We start from the raw sequence: 17,204 nt of genomic DNA, 5'->3' as shown, positions 1-17,204 counted from the left end.
TGTTGCCCCAACAGCAAAGCACTCTAACCGCCAACTTAAAAATACTCCCATCTTATATTGCAAAATCATTAATATATTTTGTATACTTTGAAGTAAGTTGAAGATGCCTGATGGCAAAATTTGGGGCGCTATAATGCAGGAAATTGCATAAAGGCGTTTAACCTTTTATCAGTATTATCATTTGGTTTTCATACTCAGGGGCCGGGAAGGGGTTTGACGAAGTGATTGTTGTTCAGAAATATGGAGGAAGTTCGGTAGCTACAACAGAAAAGATTTGCTTAGTAGCCGATCGAATAAAAAAAGTTGCCAACGAATCAAATAAAGTTGTGGTGGTTGTGTCCGCAATGGGTGACACTACAGATGACCTTATTGCAATGGCAAAAGCCATCACCCAACACCCTGATGAACGCGAGCTTGACAAGCTTTTGTCAACCGGTGAACAAGCTAGCAGTGCACTTTTGACGATGGCACTTCACGAGGTCGGCGTCCCTGCAGTTTCTCTCACAGGAGGCCAAGCAGGCATCATAACAGAGAAGGTGCCAGGGAAAGCTCGAATCGCAAGTGTTGATCCTAGCCGTGTCCGTCAAGAACTCGAGTCGGGAAAGGTTGTTGTCGTCGCAGGATTCCAAGGTATCACAGATAACGCAACTTGGGCTGATATTACTACACTTGGTCGAGGTGGCTCGGACACCACGGCAGTGGCCCTAGCTGCGGCCTTAAATGCAGATAAATGCGAGGTCTATACCGACGTAGACGGAGTCTTCACCGCTGACCCAAGGCTTGTACCACAAGCAAGAAAACTTGACCGAATATCCTATGAAGAAATGCTGGAAATGGCGGGACAAGGAGCTCGTGTCATGCATTCAAGGGCGGTTGAGTTAGCCGAACTTTACGGAATAGACGTTTACGTAGCCCACAGTGCTAAGGACATAGTAGGAACATTAATTACTAAGGAGGATGAGAGCATGGAATTAAGAAATCCCGTCCGAGGGATCGCACACGACACCGATGTTGCAAGGATTACTGTTTGCTCGGTGCCCGATCGCCCTGGGATTGCATACCAGATTTTCCACGCCCTCGCTGAGGCAAATATCAACGTGGACGTGATTGTCCAAAACGTCAGCAGTCATGGAGTAACCGACTTATCCTTTACCGTTAATCTTGCAGACCTAGCAAAAGCTGAGAAGGTGCTCGAACCTGTAATCAAAAAAGTTGGCGCAAAAGAAATGATAAGCTCCTCCGATTTAGCCAAGGTTTCGATTGTCGGCACAGGGATACGAAGCCATCCTGGCTATGCCGATAAAATGTTTGGCGCACTGGCAGCGGAGGGGATAAACATAGTTTCAATTACAACAAGCGAAATACGCATCACTTGTTTAATTCCCAAGGCTGACGTGCAGAAAGCTGTACAAGTGCTGCACTCAGCTTTTGAACTTGAAAAGGCAGATCCATCAACCATAAAAATTGATTAATTGATCAACCACCCCTAAGAACATTCGGCTTGCAGAAAACTCCCAATTCATTCTGCAAGCCGAATCCATTTCACCTTACTGGCCACAAATATTGCCATACCGGATGTTTTTCGCCTATAAGACTAATTTACTCCCAAGTACGCCTACTATTCGCATATGCAAACAGATCCTACCAGCGTATCGTTATATTCTTCCTAATTCTTTCTATGGCTTCGGCGACAAGTTCGCCATCGGAATCACCGCTCACAGTAAGGGAAAATCTCACAAAGCCCTCGCCGTATTCGCCATAACCAATACCAGGTACTACGAGAACACCAGCTTTCTCAATTAGTGTGTTCCTAAATTCAACAGACGTATAACCTGGCGGCACTGGCACCCAAACATATAACGTTGCCTTTGTCTTTGGCAAGCTCCAACCGAGACTATTTAATCCATCTATAAGAATATCCCGCCGCTTTTTATACAAAACCAAAGTATCAGGAACACCATTCAAATGATTAAGTGCATATGCTGCGGCACGGTCAATCGCCTCAAATTGTTTCGAATCAACGTATGATTTAAGCTTACTTAGGCCCTTTATTATATCGGGATTGCCAACTGCCCAACCGATTCTCCAACCCGTCATGTTGTAGGTCTTCGAAAGCGAATGTATTTCAATTCCTACATTCTTTGCACCAGGCGCTTGCAAGAAACTTGGTGCGCGATAACCATCGTAAGTGACTTCTGAATATGCGGCATCATGACAAACAATAATATCATAACTTTTCGCAAAAGCTACTACATCGGCGAAAAATTCAAGGGTAGCAGTTGCGCTTGTTGGGTTATTTGGATAGTTGATATAAAGCAGTTTTGCCTTCCGCGCAATGTCCGATGGTATAGCAGAAAAATCAGGCAGAAAGCCATTCTCAGCCAGAAGCGGCATTGTGTAAGGCACCCCACCGGCAAGAGCAATATTGATCTTGTACACCGTATATCCAGGGTCAGGAACTAATCCTATATCACCTGGGTCAATAAATGCCCATGCCAGGTGAGCTAGTCCTTCCTTTGACCCAATAAGTAATAGTACTTCGCCCTTATCTGATTCGAGACCCACGCCAAACCTTCGTCCATACCACCCTGCCACCGCATTGATAAACTCGGGTAATCCATAGTCTGTTTCATCGTATCTATGGGTAGTAGGGTCCATAGCAGCTTTGGCTAATTCTTCAATAATAGGACTCGGAGTTGGCTGATCAGGGTCTCCTATCCCAAAATCTATAATATCCCCCCATTTTTCGAGAGCCTGCGCCTTCAATTTCGCAACCTCTCCAAATAGATAGGGTGGTATGCTTTGAAGTCTCTTTGCGAACTCTACCATTGCTCTTTTTGTCCCACTTTCCAATGCCAATTTAATACATATATTTGCCCACAAAAACTTCCTCGGCAGGGCCTGTCATAAATATTTCGTCATTTTCCTGCCAATCAATGAATAAGTTCCCGCCAGGCAAATGGACTGTAGCCTGCCGTTCACATAATCCGTTTAGCACTCCCGCCACAACTGAAGAACAAGCACCGGTTCCACATGCCATTGTCATACCCGCGCCGCGCTCCCAGACACGCATTTTTAGTTCTGTCGGAGCTATTACTTCCACAAACTCGACGTTAGTACCCTGCGGGAACACGGGGTGCTTCTCAATTTTAGGACCAAGTGTTTCAACAGGAACCCTGTCTGTTGATTGCACAAAGATAACGCAGTGTGGGTTGCCCATCGAGACACATGTAATTTGCAAACTTTCGCCTTCGACATCAAGCTGCCGATTGACAACTTCACCTTCATAGCCGATGACAGGAATATCCTCTGCCCGAAGACGTGGCTTGCCCATTCCAACTGTTGCTCCAATTGCTTTTCCATTTTTCACTTCAAGCTGGATTGTTTTAATACCCGCAAGGGTCTCTATCTTCGCCGTTTCGCCTACCATACCGCGGTCATAAAGATACTTTGCGAAAACACGGATTCCATTGCCACACATCTCAGCCTCGCTTCCATCGCGATTAATGAGATGCATTCGATAGTCGGCAATCTCCGAAGGCAGGACAAGTAAAAGCCCATCCGCACCTACGCCAAAGTTCCTATCGCAAATACGAATGGCAAGGTCTTTTAAGTCAATATCGGGTATGCCATTTGTAACGAAATCGGCAAGAACAAAGTCATTGCCGATTCCGTGCATTTTTACAAACTCAAGCTTCTGCATCCTGCTCTTCAGACGTTTCCTTTTGGGACTCTTGTTGTATGGTTACCTGCCTTGAAGGTACTACCGAAGCAATTGCATGTTTATACACAAGCTGTGTGGGTTTGCCAGGACTGTCCAGCATCACAGTAAAGGCATCAAAGCCGCGCACAACTCCCTTGAGTTGCACGCCACCAATCAAATAGATGGTCACTGGAACGTTTTCTTTGCGCACCTGGTTGAGAAACAAATCCTGCAGGTTTACCGGTCCCTTGTTCATCACGTTTATCCTCCGTACCTAAATGGGCTCCCCCTAGCATTATACGTAGACTAGACTTTTACCTTTAGCAGGCCGATAACCTTCTCGGCAACTTGCGACGGACTGAGTCCTTCAACATCTATCCAATGTATGCTTTTATCCGCACGAAACCAGGTAAATTGCCTTTTTGCAAATCGCCTAGTATCTCGCTTGAGCAGCTTAATAGCGGTTTCTAAATCATATGCGCCACGCAAATATCCTGCAATTTGCTTATACCCCAAACCTTTCATCGAAGGTAGATCAGGACTATAATTCTTCTCCAAAAGTGATCGAACTTCCTCTATAAGTCCAGCCCTGATTTGTTCTTCAACTCTTTCCTCAATACGAGCATAGAGGGTAGGCCTGCTCATGGTAAGGCCGAACAGCTTAAAATCATAAAGCGCTTTGTACTCACCACCAACTCCATGAAAATGCGATATTGGCATTCCAGAAATTACATAAACTTCAAGTGCCCGAATTATCCTTTTAAGGTCATTTGGATGCAGTCGGCTCGCTGTAATCGGATCAATTGCTCGAAGACGTTCAAGTAAATATTCATTTCCATACTGTTCCGCCTCAGCTTTTAACTGCTCTCGAAGCATCCGGTTGGGTCCTATACTTGGAATGCTTAAACCGCCTGTGAGCGCTTTTATGTAAAGCCCAGTGCCGCCAACAACCAAAGGCATTCTTCCTCGTGACAGAATATCTGCAATTGCTTCTTCTGCCAACCGCTTGAACTCCGCAACGCTGAATTCTTCATCTGGCCAAACAACGTCAACTAGGTGAATCCGAACTCCGCCAAGTTCCTCTGGTGTCGGCTTCGCAGTCCCAATATTCATTAACTTGTAGACTGCCATCGAATCAGCGGAGATTATCTCCCCATCCAAGCGCTTTGCAAGCTCAATCCCGACGGCAGTTTTCCCCGTTGCCGTGGGACCAACAATTCCAACTACCAAACCATGCCGCACAATTGCCCCTCCGGCAACCTGTCGAATGCAAACCTAGTATACCCGCATAGTATAACATAAAAAGCCTGCTTCCGCAATCGCATTGTATTAGTAGCCAGTAATTGAAAACAACTATACTAAAAAGAAGTGGTCTGTCGGAAAGTCAACCTAAGGGATAAACACAGATGCGAACTTGCATCTCAAGTTTTAATCGTACTTTATTTCCCAACATGCCTTACTAATTTTTCCAAAAACAAAGAATTTTAGAAGTTTAGGCTTAAAATTCGAACTAGGACTCCACGGCATTCTAATACCAAATTGGCGCTGGATGCTGAATTTTAGTAGAGCTATCATTTTTCTTGCTTTTTTAATCCTAATGAAAGAAGGAGGGCAATTAATGTAGCCAGCGCTGTCAGAACAAACGCGGCACGGTATGATAATTCTTGCGCTATTAGGCCGCCAAGAAGGGGATACAGCATTGCCGGTGTATTCGCAGTGTTCATCAACCCAATTAACCCTCGCCGCTCCTCTGGCTCGGAAATCTCGAGAAGGAAGTTCGTTATGCCAATCCACGAGCTTCCCAAGAGTCCACCAACCGCTAGGAAGACGAATCCAAACGCCCATGCCTGTGCACCACCAACCACAAGAGCCGTGGCAGGCGCTGAAATACCGAGTACAAGGGTCAATATTATTGCGGTCTTTGGCCCTCTGTGGTCGCTGAGATAGCCTGTTACCAGTGCAGCGAGAATACTTCCTATCGTTTGAACAAGAAGAAAAATACCAACCATTTCCCCAGTGACTTTAGATGTTTCTTTCGCATATAGGATATAGAATGGAAGCGAAAGTCCACTTAGTCCTGCTAGCATTTGCACTGCAATCAGCCGCTTAAGCTGGCTATGTTCTTTGAGGGTATTGCCCAGCTTGCCGATATACTCAAGAAAGCCGCCGTCACAATCATCGGCGGGCCCTTCTGGCTCACGAACAGCAGAAAGACTAGCTAAACTCATCCAGAAGAAAAACGCCGATACAGCCATTAGGACTGCAAAATTTGTTGGATAATCTGGCCCTTTTTCCGAAAGCATTCGGCTCACGAAAACACCAGCCAGTACTCCTAATATGCCTCCAACTACCTGCATCAATCCAAACAATCGCCCGCGCAACCGCTCGGGAATCGTCTTAGCAACTAGGTCGGTCCAAGAAACCCCCACTCCACCCTCTGAAAACCAAAACGCTGTATACATTGCAACAAAAGCCCAAAGCATGAGTACTTTATCTCCGCTGTTTGCAAAGAAAAGAATTATTGCCAAGAAAGTTACGGCAATTCTCGAAATTGAGGCAACCTTAATAAGGAAGCCTTTATGGCGCGTCCGCTTCCGAAGATAGTGAGCACTCCAGAGCTGGGGGATGAAAACACCTGCAGGGCGAATAGCCATCAATGCGCCAATCAGCATAGGAGATTTCGTAAGTGTCGCCAAGAAAGTGGGAAGAACGGTTTGAGAATCAATTAAAGCAAGACCACAAAAATAGAAAATGGCATCCATCGAGAGAAGGCAAAAACTTCTCCTGACCTCTCGCTGGTCATGCTCGAGCCCGATGTTTTTTGTTGCTGCTGTCCTTTCATACATTTGGGCGCTTAATACTTGGCACTCAACGTTCGAAAATTAAACGTCAAGATTACATGTTTCTCAAGCGGCGAATGCGTTCTTCAATTGGTGGATGTGTGCTAAAAAGATTGTTTAGCCATCCTCCATAGTAGCGCAGAGGATTGTAGATATACATATGGGCGGTTGCTTTATTTGCTACCTCGAGTGGTTCTGTGTCTGATGCGATTTTCTCAAGAGCGCTTGCCAGACCTTCTGGATATCGAGTAAGCAATGCACCCTGAGCATCGGCAAGAAACTCCCGCTTCCTCGAAATAGCAAGCTGCATCAAAAGAGCGATTAAAGGTGCAAGTAAAGCGGCAATTAGTGCAATTACCAACATAAAAGGATTCCCACCCAATCCACGGTTTCTATTGCGGCGAATTAAGCCGAACCGCATGCTCCGAAGCAACCAATCGGATATTAAGACAACAGTGCCTGCAAGAACTGCAACCAGCGCCATTAGGCGAATATCGAATCCCTTTATATGTGCCATCTCGTGGCTAATAACTCCCTCTAGTTCAATACGGCTCAGTTTTTGCATCAAACCCGTTGTCACGCAAATTACTGCGTGTTCAGGGTCTCTGCCGGTTGCAAATGCGTTCGGTGCGGTGTCATCAATGACATATATCTTTGGGACAGGAATTCCAGCTGCAATTGCAAGCCCCTCAACTGAGTTAATTAGAAAGGCATGTTCCTCTTTTGTCGCTGGCCGCGCATTGGACATCGCAAGCACAATTTTGTCACTATAGTAGTAACTACCTACGCTGCTCACGATGGCTAGAACAAGCGCAAGTGGGAGAATCTCAGGATAGCCGGTGGATTCTGAAAACAAGTACCCTAGCCCGCCAATCAATAAGATGAAGGCGAATATTAGTAAGTATGACCTGCGTATATTTGAAGCGACTTGCTCATACATGGGGCAATAATTAGTAATGGGAAAGCCTTTATTTAAGCAATACTCCTCGCCTTCTATCAAAACTTGACTTGAACGGGTTCACGTGCGGCCTCTTCCATGGGGAAGTATTCTCTTTCGGTGAAACCAAATGCCTTTGCAAAAAGATTGGCCGGAAACGACTGGATAAGCGTGTTGTAAGCCATCACAGTATCGTTATAGAATTGACGGGCATATGCAATCTTGCTCTCTGTCCCAGACAATTCCTCTTGCAGCATCATGAAATTTTGGTTCGCTTTAAGATCTGGATACGCCTCAGCAACTGCAAAAAGGGATTTGAGAGCCTGAGTAATCATATTTTGCGCCTGCCCCTGTTCTGCGATAGTCTGTGCTGAAGCCATTGCGGCCCGAGCTTCGGTTACTTTTGTGAAAACCTCCTTCTCATGCGCTGCATAGCCCTTCACAGTCTCGACGAGATTTGGGATTAGATCGTATCTCCGACGAAGCTGGACGTCAATTTGCGACCAGGCATTATTAATCCTATTTCGCAAAACAACTAATCGGTTGTATAGGTATACCAGCCAAAGAATTATTAGGCCGGCTACGCCCAATATTGCGATGATTACCATCGTTGCTGCTGAAGTCATCATGTGTTTAGCTCCTTCTAGCAGGCCATTGTGCACCCGCTCGCACAATTATACCCATCCATAGCCGAGAATGCAAGCTACAGAGAGGTACTAGCAATGTTGGCAAGCGTTGAAAGCATTCGTTAATGCCAATCATTGCCACTGTGCAATTGTTAAAGCTACTTTGCCTAAGCAAGGAGATTTGCCCAATAATCTAATGACTTTCTGCAGGCGGGAATAATCTCCTCAGGCTGCATTCCGCACCAAGCTGGCACTAGCTCAATGGTGGAAATGCCTTTGAAGCCTGTTTCTCGCAGAACTTTTGCAGCAGTTGCAAGGTCGGCATTGGGCGCATAAGGCGGAGCATGTTGATCTTTTGTTCCATCGTTGCTGTGAACGTGCAACTCCGCTATTTCATACGGGATACCTTTGAGATATTCCTCGACCGCCCCTGCTTTGAGTGGTTGTGGGTTATGTCTCGGCTCCCGCAGGCGAAGATTCATATGGCCAAGATCCATCAGGATGGCTAGGTGAACATGTTTTTCAGCTAATTCTTTCATGCGCTCTGCTTGCCAAGGAAAAATCGGGCAGTCTTCTAATAGTACACGCACTCCAGTTCCCGAAAAGATTGAGAGAACCATGTCTAGGATGCCTAGTATGGGCTGTGGATCTGCACGGTAAATTCCCTCAGCAATTGCTACATGTGGAGTATCATACGATGCGCATTTGATTCGCCCGGTGCGCTTTTGCCATTTCACCATTCTTTCGGCATGGGCAACAATCGTGGATTCATTGGCAACCTTGGGCACCAAACTGCCGTGAAACGTTAACAAAAGGTCATGCTCATCGGCGATTTTGCTTATCTCTCCTTCTTCTTCCTCAGTAAGAAAATCGAGGGCCCTATTGTTTATGCTTACTGCGTTATAGCCCATTTCTGCGAAAGTTCGCACCCTTTCGCAAAGCGGTCCCTCGCCAAAGTTCCACGTTGCTATGCCAATTCTCGACATCAAGCCCCCAAAATTTACGCGCCTATCCGTGAAATCCCCCACAGAATACCTAAAACAATAAGTGAAAATGCAAGCGCCACAAAGAACCCACCAATGTTTACCAATCGCGGATGCTTGAGCTCCCACGGATGCCCTTCGCTGTGTCCTGCGTATACGACCTCAACGCCTGCTTTTCGCAATTCTTCTTCTCGTCCAACCGGCGTTTTAAGCAGAAGATAGAATTCTTCCAGCTTTCGTTTATCTTGGTGGCTAGGGAAAACTATTCCAACCAACAAAGCAAGTACTGCGGCACACAAACAATTGGTCATCATGAGAGCAACCTTATTGAAATCCATAAACGTTCCAAAACTAAGCTTTAGAGGGAAGACGATTGCCCAGAAAACTGCAATTATGCCAAGCCAAATGAGCGCGGGCAATCTGCTTCTTGTTCTGTCAGCAACAATACTTCCAATAATTAATGCTACTATACCTGCAGGCAGAAAAGATAATCCCAAGTTTTGGAGCATACTCTTATCTGCGTAAATGCCTACAACCGCAGGTGCAGCAGGCCAAAAGTTTTTAATCACGCCGCCAGCTGGACCAAGAACCAACCAAATCACAGCCATGACGGCAAAAGAAACCCATGTGCCAGTAGCATTAGTTCTGCGCCATAATACCCCAAACCACATAAAGATGCCAGTAAGCGTTGACACAGCCCAGTTTATTACTAAAGCCTGCGCCACGCCTGATACGCAAAGCGCAAAAATGACGCCGATTGCAACAACTATCAAACCTATCCAACGCGCCAAACACAGAAGCTGCCGGTCGTCGACATTTGGATTGATGTGCTCTTTGTAGATGTTCCGCGCCAGCAACGCCGATGACGCCACCATAAACGCACTCAATGTAGACATCTGTGCTGCAAGAATTGCAGCAAACATCAACCCTGTAAATCCTGCAGGCAGGAGCACCCGAATCGCTGTTCCAAAGGCCGCCTCTCTTTCTGCCCCAAGTGGCGGTATGCCATGCGGCATTGTCACCAAGCCAAGCACTATGACGCCTGTAAGCGCCCACCCTATAGCGCAAAACCGCTTCACGAAGTTGCCATATGTGAATCCTACTCGCCCCTCAAATTCCGTCTTACCTGTCGAGCAAACCTCCATAATATGAGGCTGAGAAACAATGCCAATTAACATCATAATCGAGCCCGTAATAATCCAAGGTATTGTAAGTTCGGTTGGCGCATGAAGACTGAACTTATCTGCACTAAGGAGCTCATGAAGGCGTGAAAATCCTCCAACTTTAATCAAACCAAATGGAACGAGAAGCAAAGACATTACGACAATCAGCAGTCCTTGGATTGACTCCGTCACAACCGTTGCTACTAAACCACCTGCGAGCCCGTACGAAACGAATACCGCCGTCATTGCGGCAATTGCAACCCACTCTGGCACGGCGCCTTGGGTGACAGCATGGGCAAGGGTACCAGTTGCCTTAAGCATCATCCCCGTGTAAAGCGCAAAGGTAATTACGCCCATTACCGAATATAAGAGCGCCATTTTTCTTCCAAAACGCACCTTAAAAAAGTCTGCAGTAGTTATAAACCGCGAACGCCTAAAAAACGGCGCAATAATCCAATAAAAGGGCGTAACAAATAAATAAACGAAAGTATACCAAATTCCTGAGAGACCGTGCTTGTATGCCGCACCGGTGACAACAACTGGGTCATCTGCGTGCGTCCCAGTTCCAAGAGCATGCATCATCATCAGCCATTTGCTGAACTTCCTGCCTCCGGCAAAGTAGTCGCCTGAACTTTTTATCTTTACAGCTTGGTAAATTCCAATGCCGCCTATGCCAATAAGATAAGCAAGCACTACTATGAGGTCGAATATGGTAAAGTTTTCCACTTACCCCCTCCTGAACTTTGATTTCCTGGTAAATCCCTTCTTGCTTCAGTATCGTCCATACTCCATGTATGCATGGAGAAGTGCAACGACATTCTCCACTGGCGTATCTGCTTGGATATTGTGCGCCGTACAAAGAATATAACCTCCGCCAGGCGCAAGTGCCTCGATTCTGTCTCTGACTTCGCTCCTTACATCCCTAGGCGCACCAAAAGGGAGTGTTCTTTGAACAGAAATCCCCCCGTGGAATGCTAGTTGGTTCCCGAATTCAGACTTCAGCGTTCTTGGGTCCATATCCGCCGCTTCCGGCTGGAGCGATTGAAGTACGTCGAGGCCACGCTCAATCATTAGAGGTATTATTTGCCGAACAGAGCCACAAGTATGATGAATTACACGTAGACCATATGCTTTTGCAAGCGAAATATATTTAGAAAACCCCTTGCCAAGAAATTGTGCCCACATCTCCGGCGAAACCAACGGTCCATTCTGTGAGCCAAAGTCATCACCCATAAGAAGAATATCCATTTTGCCTTTTGCCGCTTCGAATATTCTTTCCGCATATTCGCAATAGAAATTGCAAATCCTTTCGAAGATTGCCTCAGCAATTTCGGGAGAAACACCCATGTCGACAAAAATTTCCTCGACTCCTCGGAGGTACATCGCTGGCTTGAGTTGTGCCAAACGATTCATGCGGTCTCCCATAAATACGACCACTCGTCCTTCATTGCGAATCTCGTCGCATTGTTTTTCAATCTCGCTATAATCAAACCAATCAGGCGAAGGCCAGTGGTCATAGGAATAAACATCTTCGACAGAATTAGCAAAGGCAAGAGGAGACCAGGCAACCTCCTTATATGTTTCCTGTCCACCAGGCGTTGGTACAGTTACTGTTGAACGCCGAACACCCCAGATATCTTCATCTGTGCCATCGGAGAATGTTCTAAGCGGTGGGCCAATATATTTAGGTCCTTCGATGTACCGCAAGTCAATATCGTATACGTCAAGAAATGACTTTTCGTCTATCCTAAGATAGCTGAGGATTTTTTTCTTGAAACCGCTAGACATCCAAAAGTCAATCGGCACCCTGTCTGGTTGCTCAAAATTCAAGGCGCGAAATACGCGCTCTCGCGAATCCATTTTCATTTCAAACACTATTCTTCCTTGGCCGGAACGGCATTCCACTTGGGCAGCAAGAGTGCGCCTGCAACAAAAGAACATGCTGCCAGGCTATAAAACAATGCCCCCCAACCAAACTTTTCAGAAATTAACCCAGGCAACGAGCCGCCCAGTACGGCCCCGGCGGACCCAAAACCATTGATTAAGCCAACGGCTGTAGAAGCACCTCTTTTGGTTCCAAAATCCACAGCGGCGGTCGCCACGAGAATGGAGTCTGGGCCAAACAAAAGAAAGCCGATTGCGAAAAGCATTAGCCCCATTACAAAAGGACTTCTACTATGCGTAAGAATATCAAAAAGACAGGTAATAATCGCAAGAAGAATGAGGCTTATTACACAAATTGGTACTCGCCTAGCGTTGAAAAGCTTGTCTGATGCATAGCCAGCGAACAACACTCCTAGAGGACCCGCTGCCGTAAATAAAGCACTTATCAAAGCCGACTCGCCCATTCCCTTTCCGAGCTTCTCTTTTACCATGAGAGGTCCCCAAAGAATAAGTGCATAGCGTGTCGGCTTCAAAAGAAAATAAACAACTGCAAGGCGAATAACCATCAGGTTCTTAAAAGCCTTGCATATACCCTCCCAGGAGCTCTCCTTGTCCTCGGAATTTTCTTTTGGCGCAACCAAGTCTGTCGAGCACTCGCAATGATACTCTTCAATTCCCACTAAGCCAACATCCTCTGGCTTGTTTCTTTGGAAAGCCAAAGCCAAAAACCATATAAGAAGGAAAGTCGCCGCCGGAATAAAAAATGCGTAACGCCAATTTGTGAAGTGTTCAGCCATATATCCTGCGAAAGGTGTGGCGATCATTGGACCAATAGAGTAATTCGAACACCACCAACCATAAATTCGACCGCGCTCTTTCTGCGAGAACCAGCATCCGATATTCTTCGTTAGCGGCGCCCATCCCGAAGCTTGGGCTATCCCCTGCGCAAATGAAAATATTCCAAAAAGCAAGATAACCGATGACACGCCCATCGCAAACCCAGCCACGATGGAAAGCAGGATACCAGTAAGTACAACCTTACGACAACCAAACCTATCGCCAGCTACTCCCCAAATAAACTGACCAATAGCATAAGCAATTAGATACGCAGCATCAACCACGCCAAGCATGCTCTTGCTGACATGTACAAGTGGATCTTCTATTATTCCAGCTTTGGCGGCAGAAAACGACTGCCGAGTTAGGTAAAAGCCTGCGTATGTAATCCAGGTAACCGCGAACGTTGTATAACGCCACCGCTCGTACCGCGAATCTTTTGATGGCGTCGGTCTTACAAATGGCTTTGATAGAGTCTCGACAGTATTCCCGTCTTTATTTGCGGTCATTCTCCGACCTCTATTTTGGGTGGATTAGCATATGCGGAGTATGCGGCGGCAACGCCAGCGGAGTCAGGATCGCCTTTGTGAATAAAAATGCGGTATCGAAATGTAATTTCACCACCCGCTGGGATAGTATGGCTGCCATCTAGCTTTTTGTCATTTTTAAAATCGTGTAAGCCAAAGGGATTGGCGGCGAACAGGCCATAGGTTCTAACATGCCAATAGGTTGGATGTCGGAAGCTGGATGAATGGTCAAAAACCGCTATCCCAACAGTTTTTGCATTGACCGGACCGTAATAATCACACCACTCCGCCTGCTTGCCCCAGGCACTACCATCTTTTTCTCCACGCGAACTGAGAATGTGACCTTGCCCCTTATCAACATCCATGGAGGAGGCAACCCGAATGCCCATCGTACCTTCCTTTGTATCCCCAAACTTTACAGGGCCTTCGGTAGCGCGAATTGTTATCTCAAAATCCATAAGCCTTCCGCTAGAGGTATTGTAAAATCTGAGCTCGCGCTTGTCCTCACAAACTTTCTTTCCATCAGGACCTACCCAATCATTCAGGGAGCATATTTTTGCAAAGACAGGGCCGCTTTCCAACGCCTCGAACTTTCGGTGAACAATCTTGCCAGCTTCAGGCTTTTCGGACCAAAAGTCAACACCGTTCACATCACCATGTGCAAACCAAAACGAGCGGTGATGAGGATGATCTGTCGTCTCTCCAGGCACAACCTGCATCGGGTAGTTGCGGGTAACTCGCCCACCGCTTGGACCAATTATTGGGTAGCAATATGGCTTGGGCGCACCCGTGTATATATAGCTAGTGAAGAGCGAACCACCTATCAACACTGCAACGGACCCTTCGGTATCCCTTAGGCGCACAAGCTTCCCTGGTACTGCAAACCTATCATCGACTTGGACCACTGTATAGGTTCGCCTCTCGCCTTTCTTGAGGTTGCGGACAATCCAAGTAATTCGCAATCCCTCGGGAACGACTTCCGACTGGCAAGGAACAAGCTCCCCTTTACTTGTTTTTAGTACTATAACTCCAGATGTCTTGCCGGGATTTGGAACAAGCGCAGTGACGGGCACTTCGTTGTAATCCGTCTCTTCTGCCACGACTGATATTGTCTGCTTGCCAAATCCGGGTATTTCAAATGCTATTGTGGAAACTAATAATAATAGCAAGAATATGCTAGGTCTCATAGATTTTCTGCTCCTTTGGATTAAAGGTTACGCGTTTGCCTGTTCGGAGCGACCGAGCAGCCATGATTGCACAAACCGAATGAGCGTATCCATGAAATATACTCGCATTGGGAGTCTGCCGACTTCTAATACACTCGAGGAAGTTCTTCACATGGTTCACTCCGCCACTTGTTTGAATTATTATCTCTTCTTTGATTTTGTCTTTCCCGCTGCCACCATCACCGGTGGCTTTCCAAGTAGCCGTGTCAAATGTACCGTTCGTTCCATAGAAGTAGCAACCATTGCCCGAGGTGTTGCCAAGACCTGTGCAATATCGAAGTATGAATCCCTTGGGGTACTCGAACAACGCATATATAGTGTCCTCATGCTCCCTGCCATCCTTCCAGACATAGTTTCCGCCATGGCACACGCAACTCGTAGGCAGGTAGTCATCCATAAACCAATGGACAACGTCAATCATGTGACTTCCTAGCAAGCCAACTGGCCCCAACGTGTAATCCCGGTAAAGCTGCCATTCTCGGAAGCGACTTGCACTGAAAGGACGTGTTTTGGCGCACATGAGAAACCTTTTCCAATCCACGTCTTCGGGCTTGCAATTTGACAAATCACCTTTTCGCCACCGAGGCGCGCAGTCGTTCCACGCCGCCTCCACGCGGCTAATTGTACCAAGAGCGCCCGAACGAATAAACCTGGCTGCAGCAGCGTGCCGCCCATCGCTCCGCCGCTGAGTGCCCACCTGTACAACGCGGCCTGTCTCTTTTTGCACTCGAAGAGATTCATTAGCCTGGTCAAGGAACATAGCCATAGGCTTCTCAACAAAAACGTCCTTTCCGGCTCTCATCGCGTCAATTAACATGCGGCAGTGCAAATGGTCGGGTGTTGCAATTAAGACAGCGTCAACGTCATTGAGTGCTAGCAAATCTTCGTAAGCAGTAAATGCACGGGGCTTTCTGCCGTATTGTTTTTCAACTGCAGCCACGGCAGATTCGAGGTTTACTTTCCAAACATCACAGACTGCTGTAATCTCAAGGTTAAGTTCATCCGAATATCGCATTGCCTGTGCCATGTTGTCGCGTCCCTTCCCACCAGCTCCAATTACACCAATGGAAAGACGGTCATTTGCGCCTATTGCCCTCGAATCCGCAAGCATTGTGCCCAATGCTAACCCGGCAATTCCCGACGCAGATTTTACGAGGAATTCTCGCCTTCCAATTTTACTATCGCTCATAAAATCCTCCTTAATATAACAGCTAGGGCTAGCAAATCACCCATAAAAAGAATGACGTGAGCTTTATAGTCACAACTGCTTCTACGTTTTGCCCAGCCTAAAACGCTTCCTTATTCGCAGTCGCTGTATACTTTCACTCCTTTTGTATAGGCTTCATATGCTTCCTTTGCATTTCCTGAAAGAGCATTGCCTTTGTGGACCCAAAGGCGGTAGCGGTACGTAATCGTTTTGCCAGAATCTATCGTTACTGGGCCCAAACCGGTAAAGCTGGGATTCAGGAATCCATAATACCGATTGCTCCATGCCGTTGGATACACTGGGTTCGATTGATTATCGATAATTGTAACACCGGAGAACTCGGACACATCGCCAAATTTGGCAGATAGGTCGCTCCATTCGAACTGTACGCGGTCAACGTCCCCTTTCTCTTGCCCTTTTGGTGTATAAACAATCGTATCTTTCCTCGGCGCAAAACGCATGCTGAATCCACCATATCCTCTTTCAGATGAATCTAATGTTATTGGCTTGGAAACCGGCGTCCACTTTAGTTCTATGTCAACCACTCTGCCTACGGTGGTTGTGCGATATGCGGTAACGGTAACAACCTCATCCATAATCTTTGTACCATCGTCGGTATACCATCCATCTCGTACACTAAACTTGCCATAGACTGGCCCAAGGTCGACTGAAAGCAGCTTTTCAAAGCGCTGGCGAATACCCACTATTGACCATAGACTGTAGGTTTTATTTCCTATTTTTACGATAGGCCAAGCCCAAAAAATGCCACGGTGATGATAATGGTCTTTAGGGAAGTCATCGCTAAGCAACTCGCCACTCGGACCATAAACTGGGTGAATATAGCATGACCTGCGCCGATCTTCTGGCACTCCTTCGGCAAGAATCATACCGTAGTTGAATGCGAGAACCGGTTTATTATTCTCCCTAAGCACGAGCTGTTTGTGCTTTACATTTTCTAGCGAGAAGCCAACGCGTGTTGAGGAACGGCCTCGTATCAGTTTGAAACGTTTTTTAACTACCTTGTCTGATTTTGGCGTTTCAACGACGAAGTATAAAACACCGTTTGCTCTGTCTAGCTGGCATGGAACTTCGCCACCGGAAGGATATTCTTCTAATCTCCAGTCACCCATGTTAACGTTCAGAGCTACTGGTATCGCTACTCCGGTCTGGCTGGAAGGAATATCAATGCTAATGAGCTTGCCACCACTGCCCGCCCCCAACAACACAGATGGCAACACTAGAATAGTTAGGACCAAGAAACCTTTCTTCATGTC

General features: G+C 46.7%; 15 protein-coding genes. 1 reads left to right on the top strand and 14 read right to left on the bottom strand.

Translation table 11 applies throughout. The annotated features are described in order from the left end of the window. Nucleotides 1-221: 221 nt before the first annotated feature. On the top strand, nt 222-1,472 hold the full coding sequence (locus tag K6T99_01755; GenBank protein MCL6518533.1) for an aspartate kinase: 1,251 nt from the start codon (nt 222-224) through the stop codon (nt 1,470-1,472). A 169-nt stretch (nt 1,473-1,641) separates the two neighbouring features. On the opposite strand, the gene K6T99_01750 is transcribed toward K6T99_01755, so the two are convergent. The 14 genes from K6T99_01750 to K6T99_01685 all read right to left on the bottom strand — a co-directional run bounded on the left by K6T99_01750 (nt 1,642) and on the right by K6T99_01685 (nt 17,201). Further along, nucleotides 1,642-2,829: an LL-diaminopimelate aminotransferase gene (locus K6T99_01750; GenBank protein MCL6518532.1), complete on the bottom strand. Its 1,188-nt coding sequence runs from the start codon at nt 2,827-2,829 to the stop codon at nt 1,642-1,644. A gap of 31 nt (nt 2,830-2,860) precedes the next feature. Then, nucleotides 2,861-3,703, bottom strand: coding sequence for a diaminopimelate epimerase (gene dapF / locus K6T99_01745; GenBank protein MCL6518531.1), 843 nt, complete (start codon nt 3,701-3,703; stop codon nt 2,861-2,863). Continuing rightward, on the bottom strand, nt 3,690-3,959 hold the full coding sequence (gene hfq / locus K6T99_01740) for an RNA chaperone Hfq (GenBank protein ID MCL6518530.1): 270 nt from the start codon (nt 3,957-3,959) through the stop codon (nt 3,690-3,692). Before hfq ends, dapF begins: the two co-directional genes overlap by 14 nt. A gap of 50 nt (nt 3,960-4,009) precedes the next feature. After that, nucleotides 4,010-4,945 (bottom strand): tRNA (adenosine(37)-N6)-dimethylallyltransferase MiaA, encoded by a 936-nt coding sequence (gene miaA / locus K6T99_01735; GenBank protein ID MCL6518529.1) that lies wholly within the window; start codon nt 4,943-4,945, stop codon nt 4,010-4,012. A gap of 329 nt (nt 4,946-5,274) precedes the next feature. Next, nucleotides 5,275-6,549, bottom strand: coding sequence for an MFS transporter (locus K6T99_01730; GenBank protein MCL6518528.1), 1,275 nt, complete (start codon nt 6,547-6,549; stop codon nt 5,275-5,277). A gap of 49 nt (nt 6,550-6,598) precedes the next feature. Further along, nucleotides 6,599-7,483: a M48 family metallopeptidase gene (locus K6T99_01725; protein MCL6518527.1), complete on the bottom strand. Its 885-nt coding sequence runs from the start codon at nt 7,481-7,483 to the stop codon at nt 6,599-6,601. Between the two features lie 56 nt (nt 7,484-7,539). Next, nucleotides 7,540-8,088, bottom strand: a complete 549-nt coding sequence (locus K6T99_01720) for a LemA family protein (GenBank protein MCL6518526.1) — start codon at nt 8,086-8,088, stop codon at nt 7,540-7,542. A gap of 185 nt (nt 8,089-8,273) precedes the next feature. Beyond that, nucleotides 8,274-9,092, bottom strand: a complete 819-nt coding sequence (locus K6T99_01715) for a TIM barrel protein (GenBank protein ID MCL6518525.1) — start codon at nt 9,090-9,092, stop codon at nt 8,274-8,276. Nucleotides 9,093-9,106: 14 nt separating this feature from the next. Beyond that, a complete protein-coding gene (locus tag K6T99_01710; GenBank protein MCL6518524.1) occupies nt 9,107-10,978 on the bottom strand; it encodes a sodium:solute symporter family protein in 1,872 nt (623 codons plus the stop codon). A gap of 45 nt (nt 10,979-11,023) precedes the next feature. Next, a complete protein-coding gene (locus K6T99_01705) occupies nt 11,024-12,127 on the bottom strand; it encodes a hypothetical protein (GenBank protein ID MCL6518523.1) in 1,104 nt (367 codons plus the stop codon). Further along, a complete protein-coding gene (locus tag K6T99_01700) occupies nt 12,127-13,479 on the bottom strand; it encodes an MFS transporter (GenBank protein ID MCL6518522.1) in 1,353 nt (450 codons plus the stop codon). Before K6T99_01700 ends, K6T99_01705 begins: the two co-directional genes overlap by 1 nt. Beyond that, the gene (locus K6T99_01695; GenBank protein ID MCL6518521.1) at nt 13,476-14,684 is read right to left on the bottom strand and encodes a PmoA family protein; all 1,209 of its coding nucleotides are present in this window, start codon (nt 14,682-14,684) and stop codon (nt 13,476-13,478) included. Before K6T99_01695 ends, K6T99_01700 begins: the two co-directional genes overlap by 4 nt. After that, nucleotides 14,674-15,912 carry a Gfo/Idh/MocA family oxidoreductase gene (locus K6T99_01690; protein MCL6518520.1) on the bottom strand — a complete coding sequence of 413 codons (1,239 nt, stop codon included), beginning with the start codon at nt 15,910-15,912 and terminating at the stop codon, nt 14,674-14,676. The genes K6T99_01695 and K6T99_01690 overlap by 11 nt, the downstream gene beginning before the upstream one ends. Nucleotides 15,913-16,022: 110 nt before the next feature. Beyond that, nucleotides 16,023-17,201, bottom strand: a complete 1,179-nt coding sequence (locus tag K6T99_01685; protein MCL6518519.1) for a PmoA family protein — start codon at nt 17,199-17,201, stop codon at nt 16,023-16,025. Nucleotides 17,202-17,204 lie beyond the last annotated feature (3 nt).

The sequence above is a fragment of the Armatimonadota bacterium genome, assembly GCA_023511795.1.
Lineage (GTDB): Bacteria > Armatimonadota > UBA5829 > DTJY01 > DTJY01 > JAIMAU01.
Note: the sequence above shows the minus strand (reverse complement) of the source record. Positions and strands in the feature narration are given on the sequence as shown.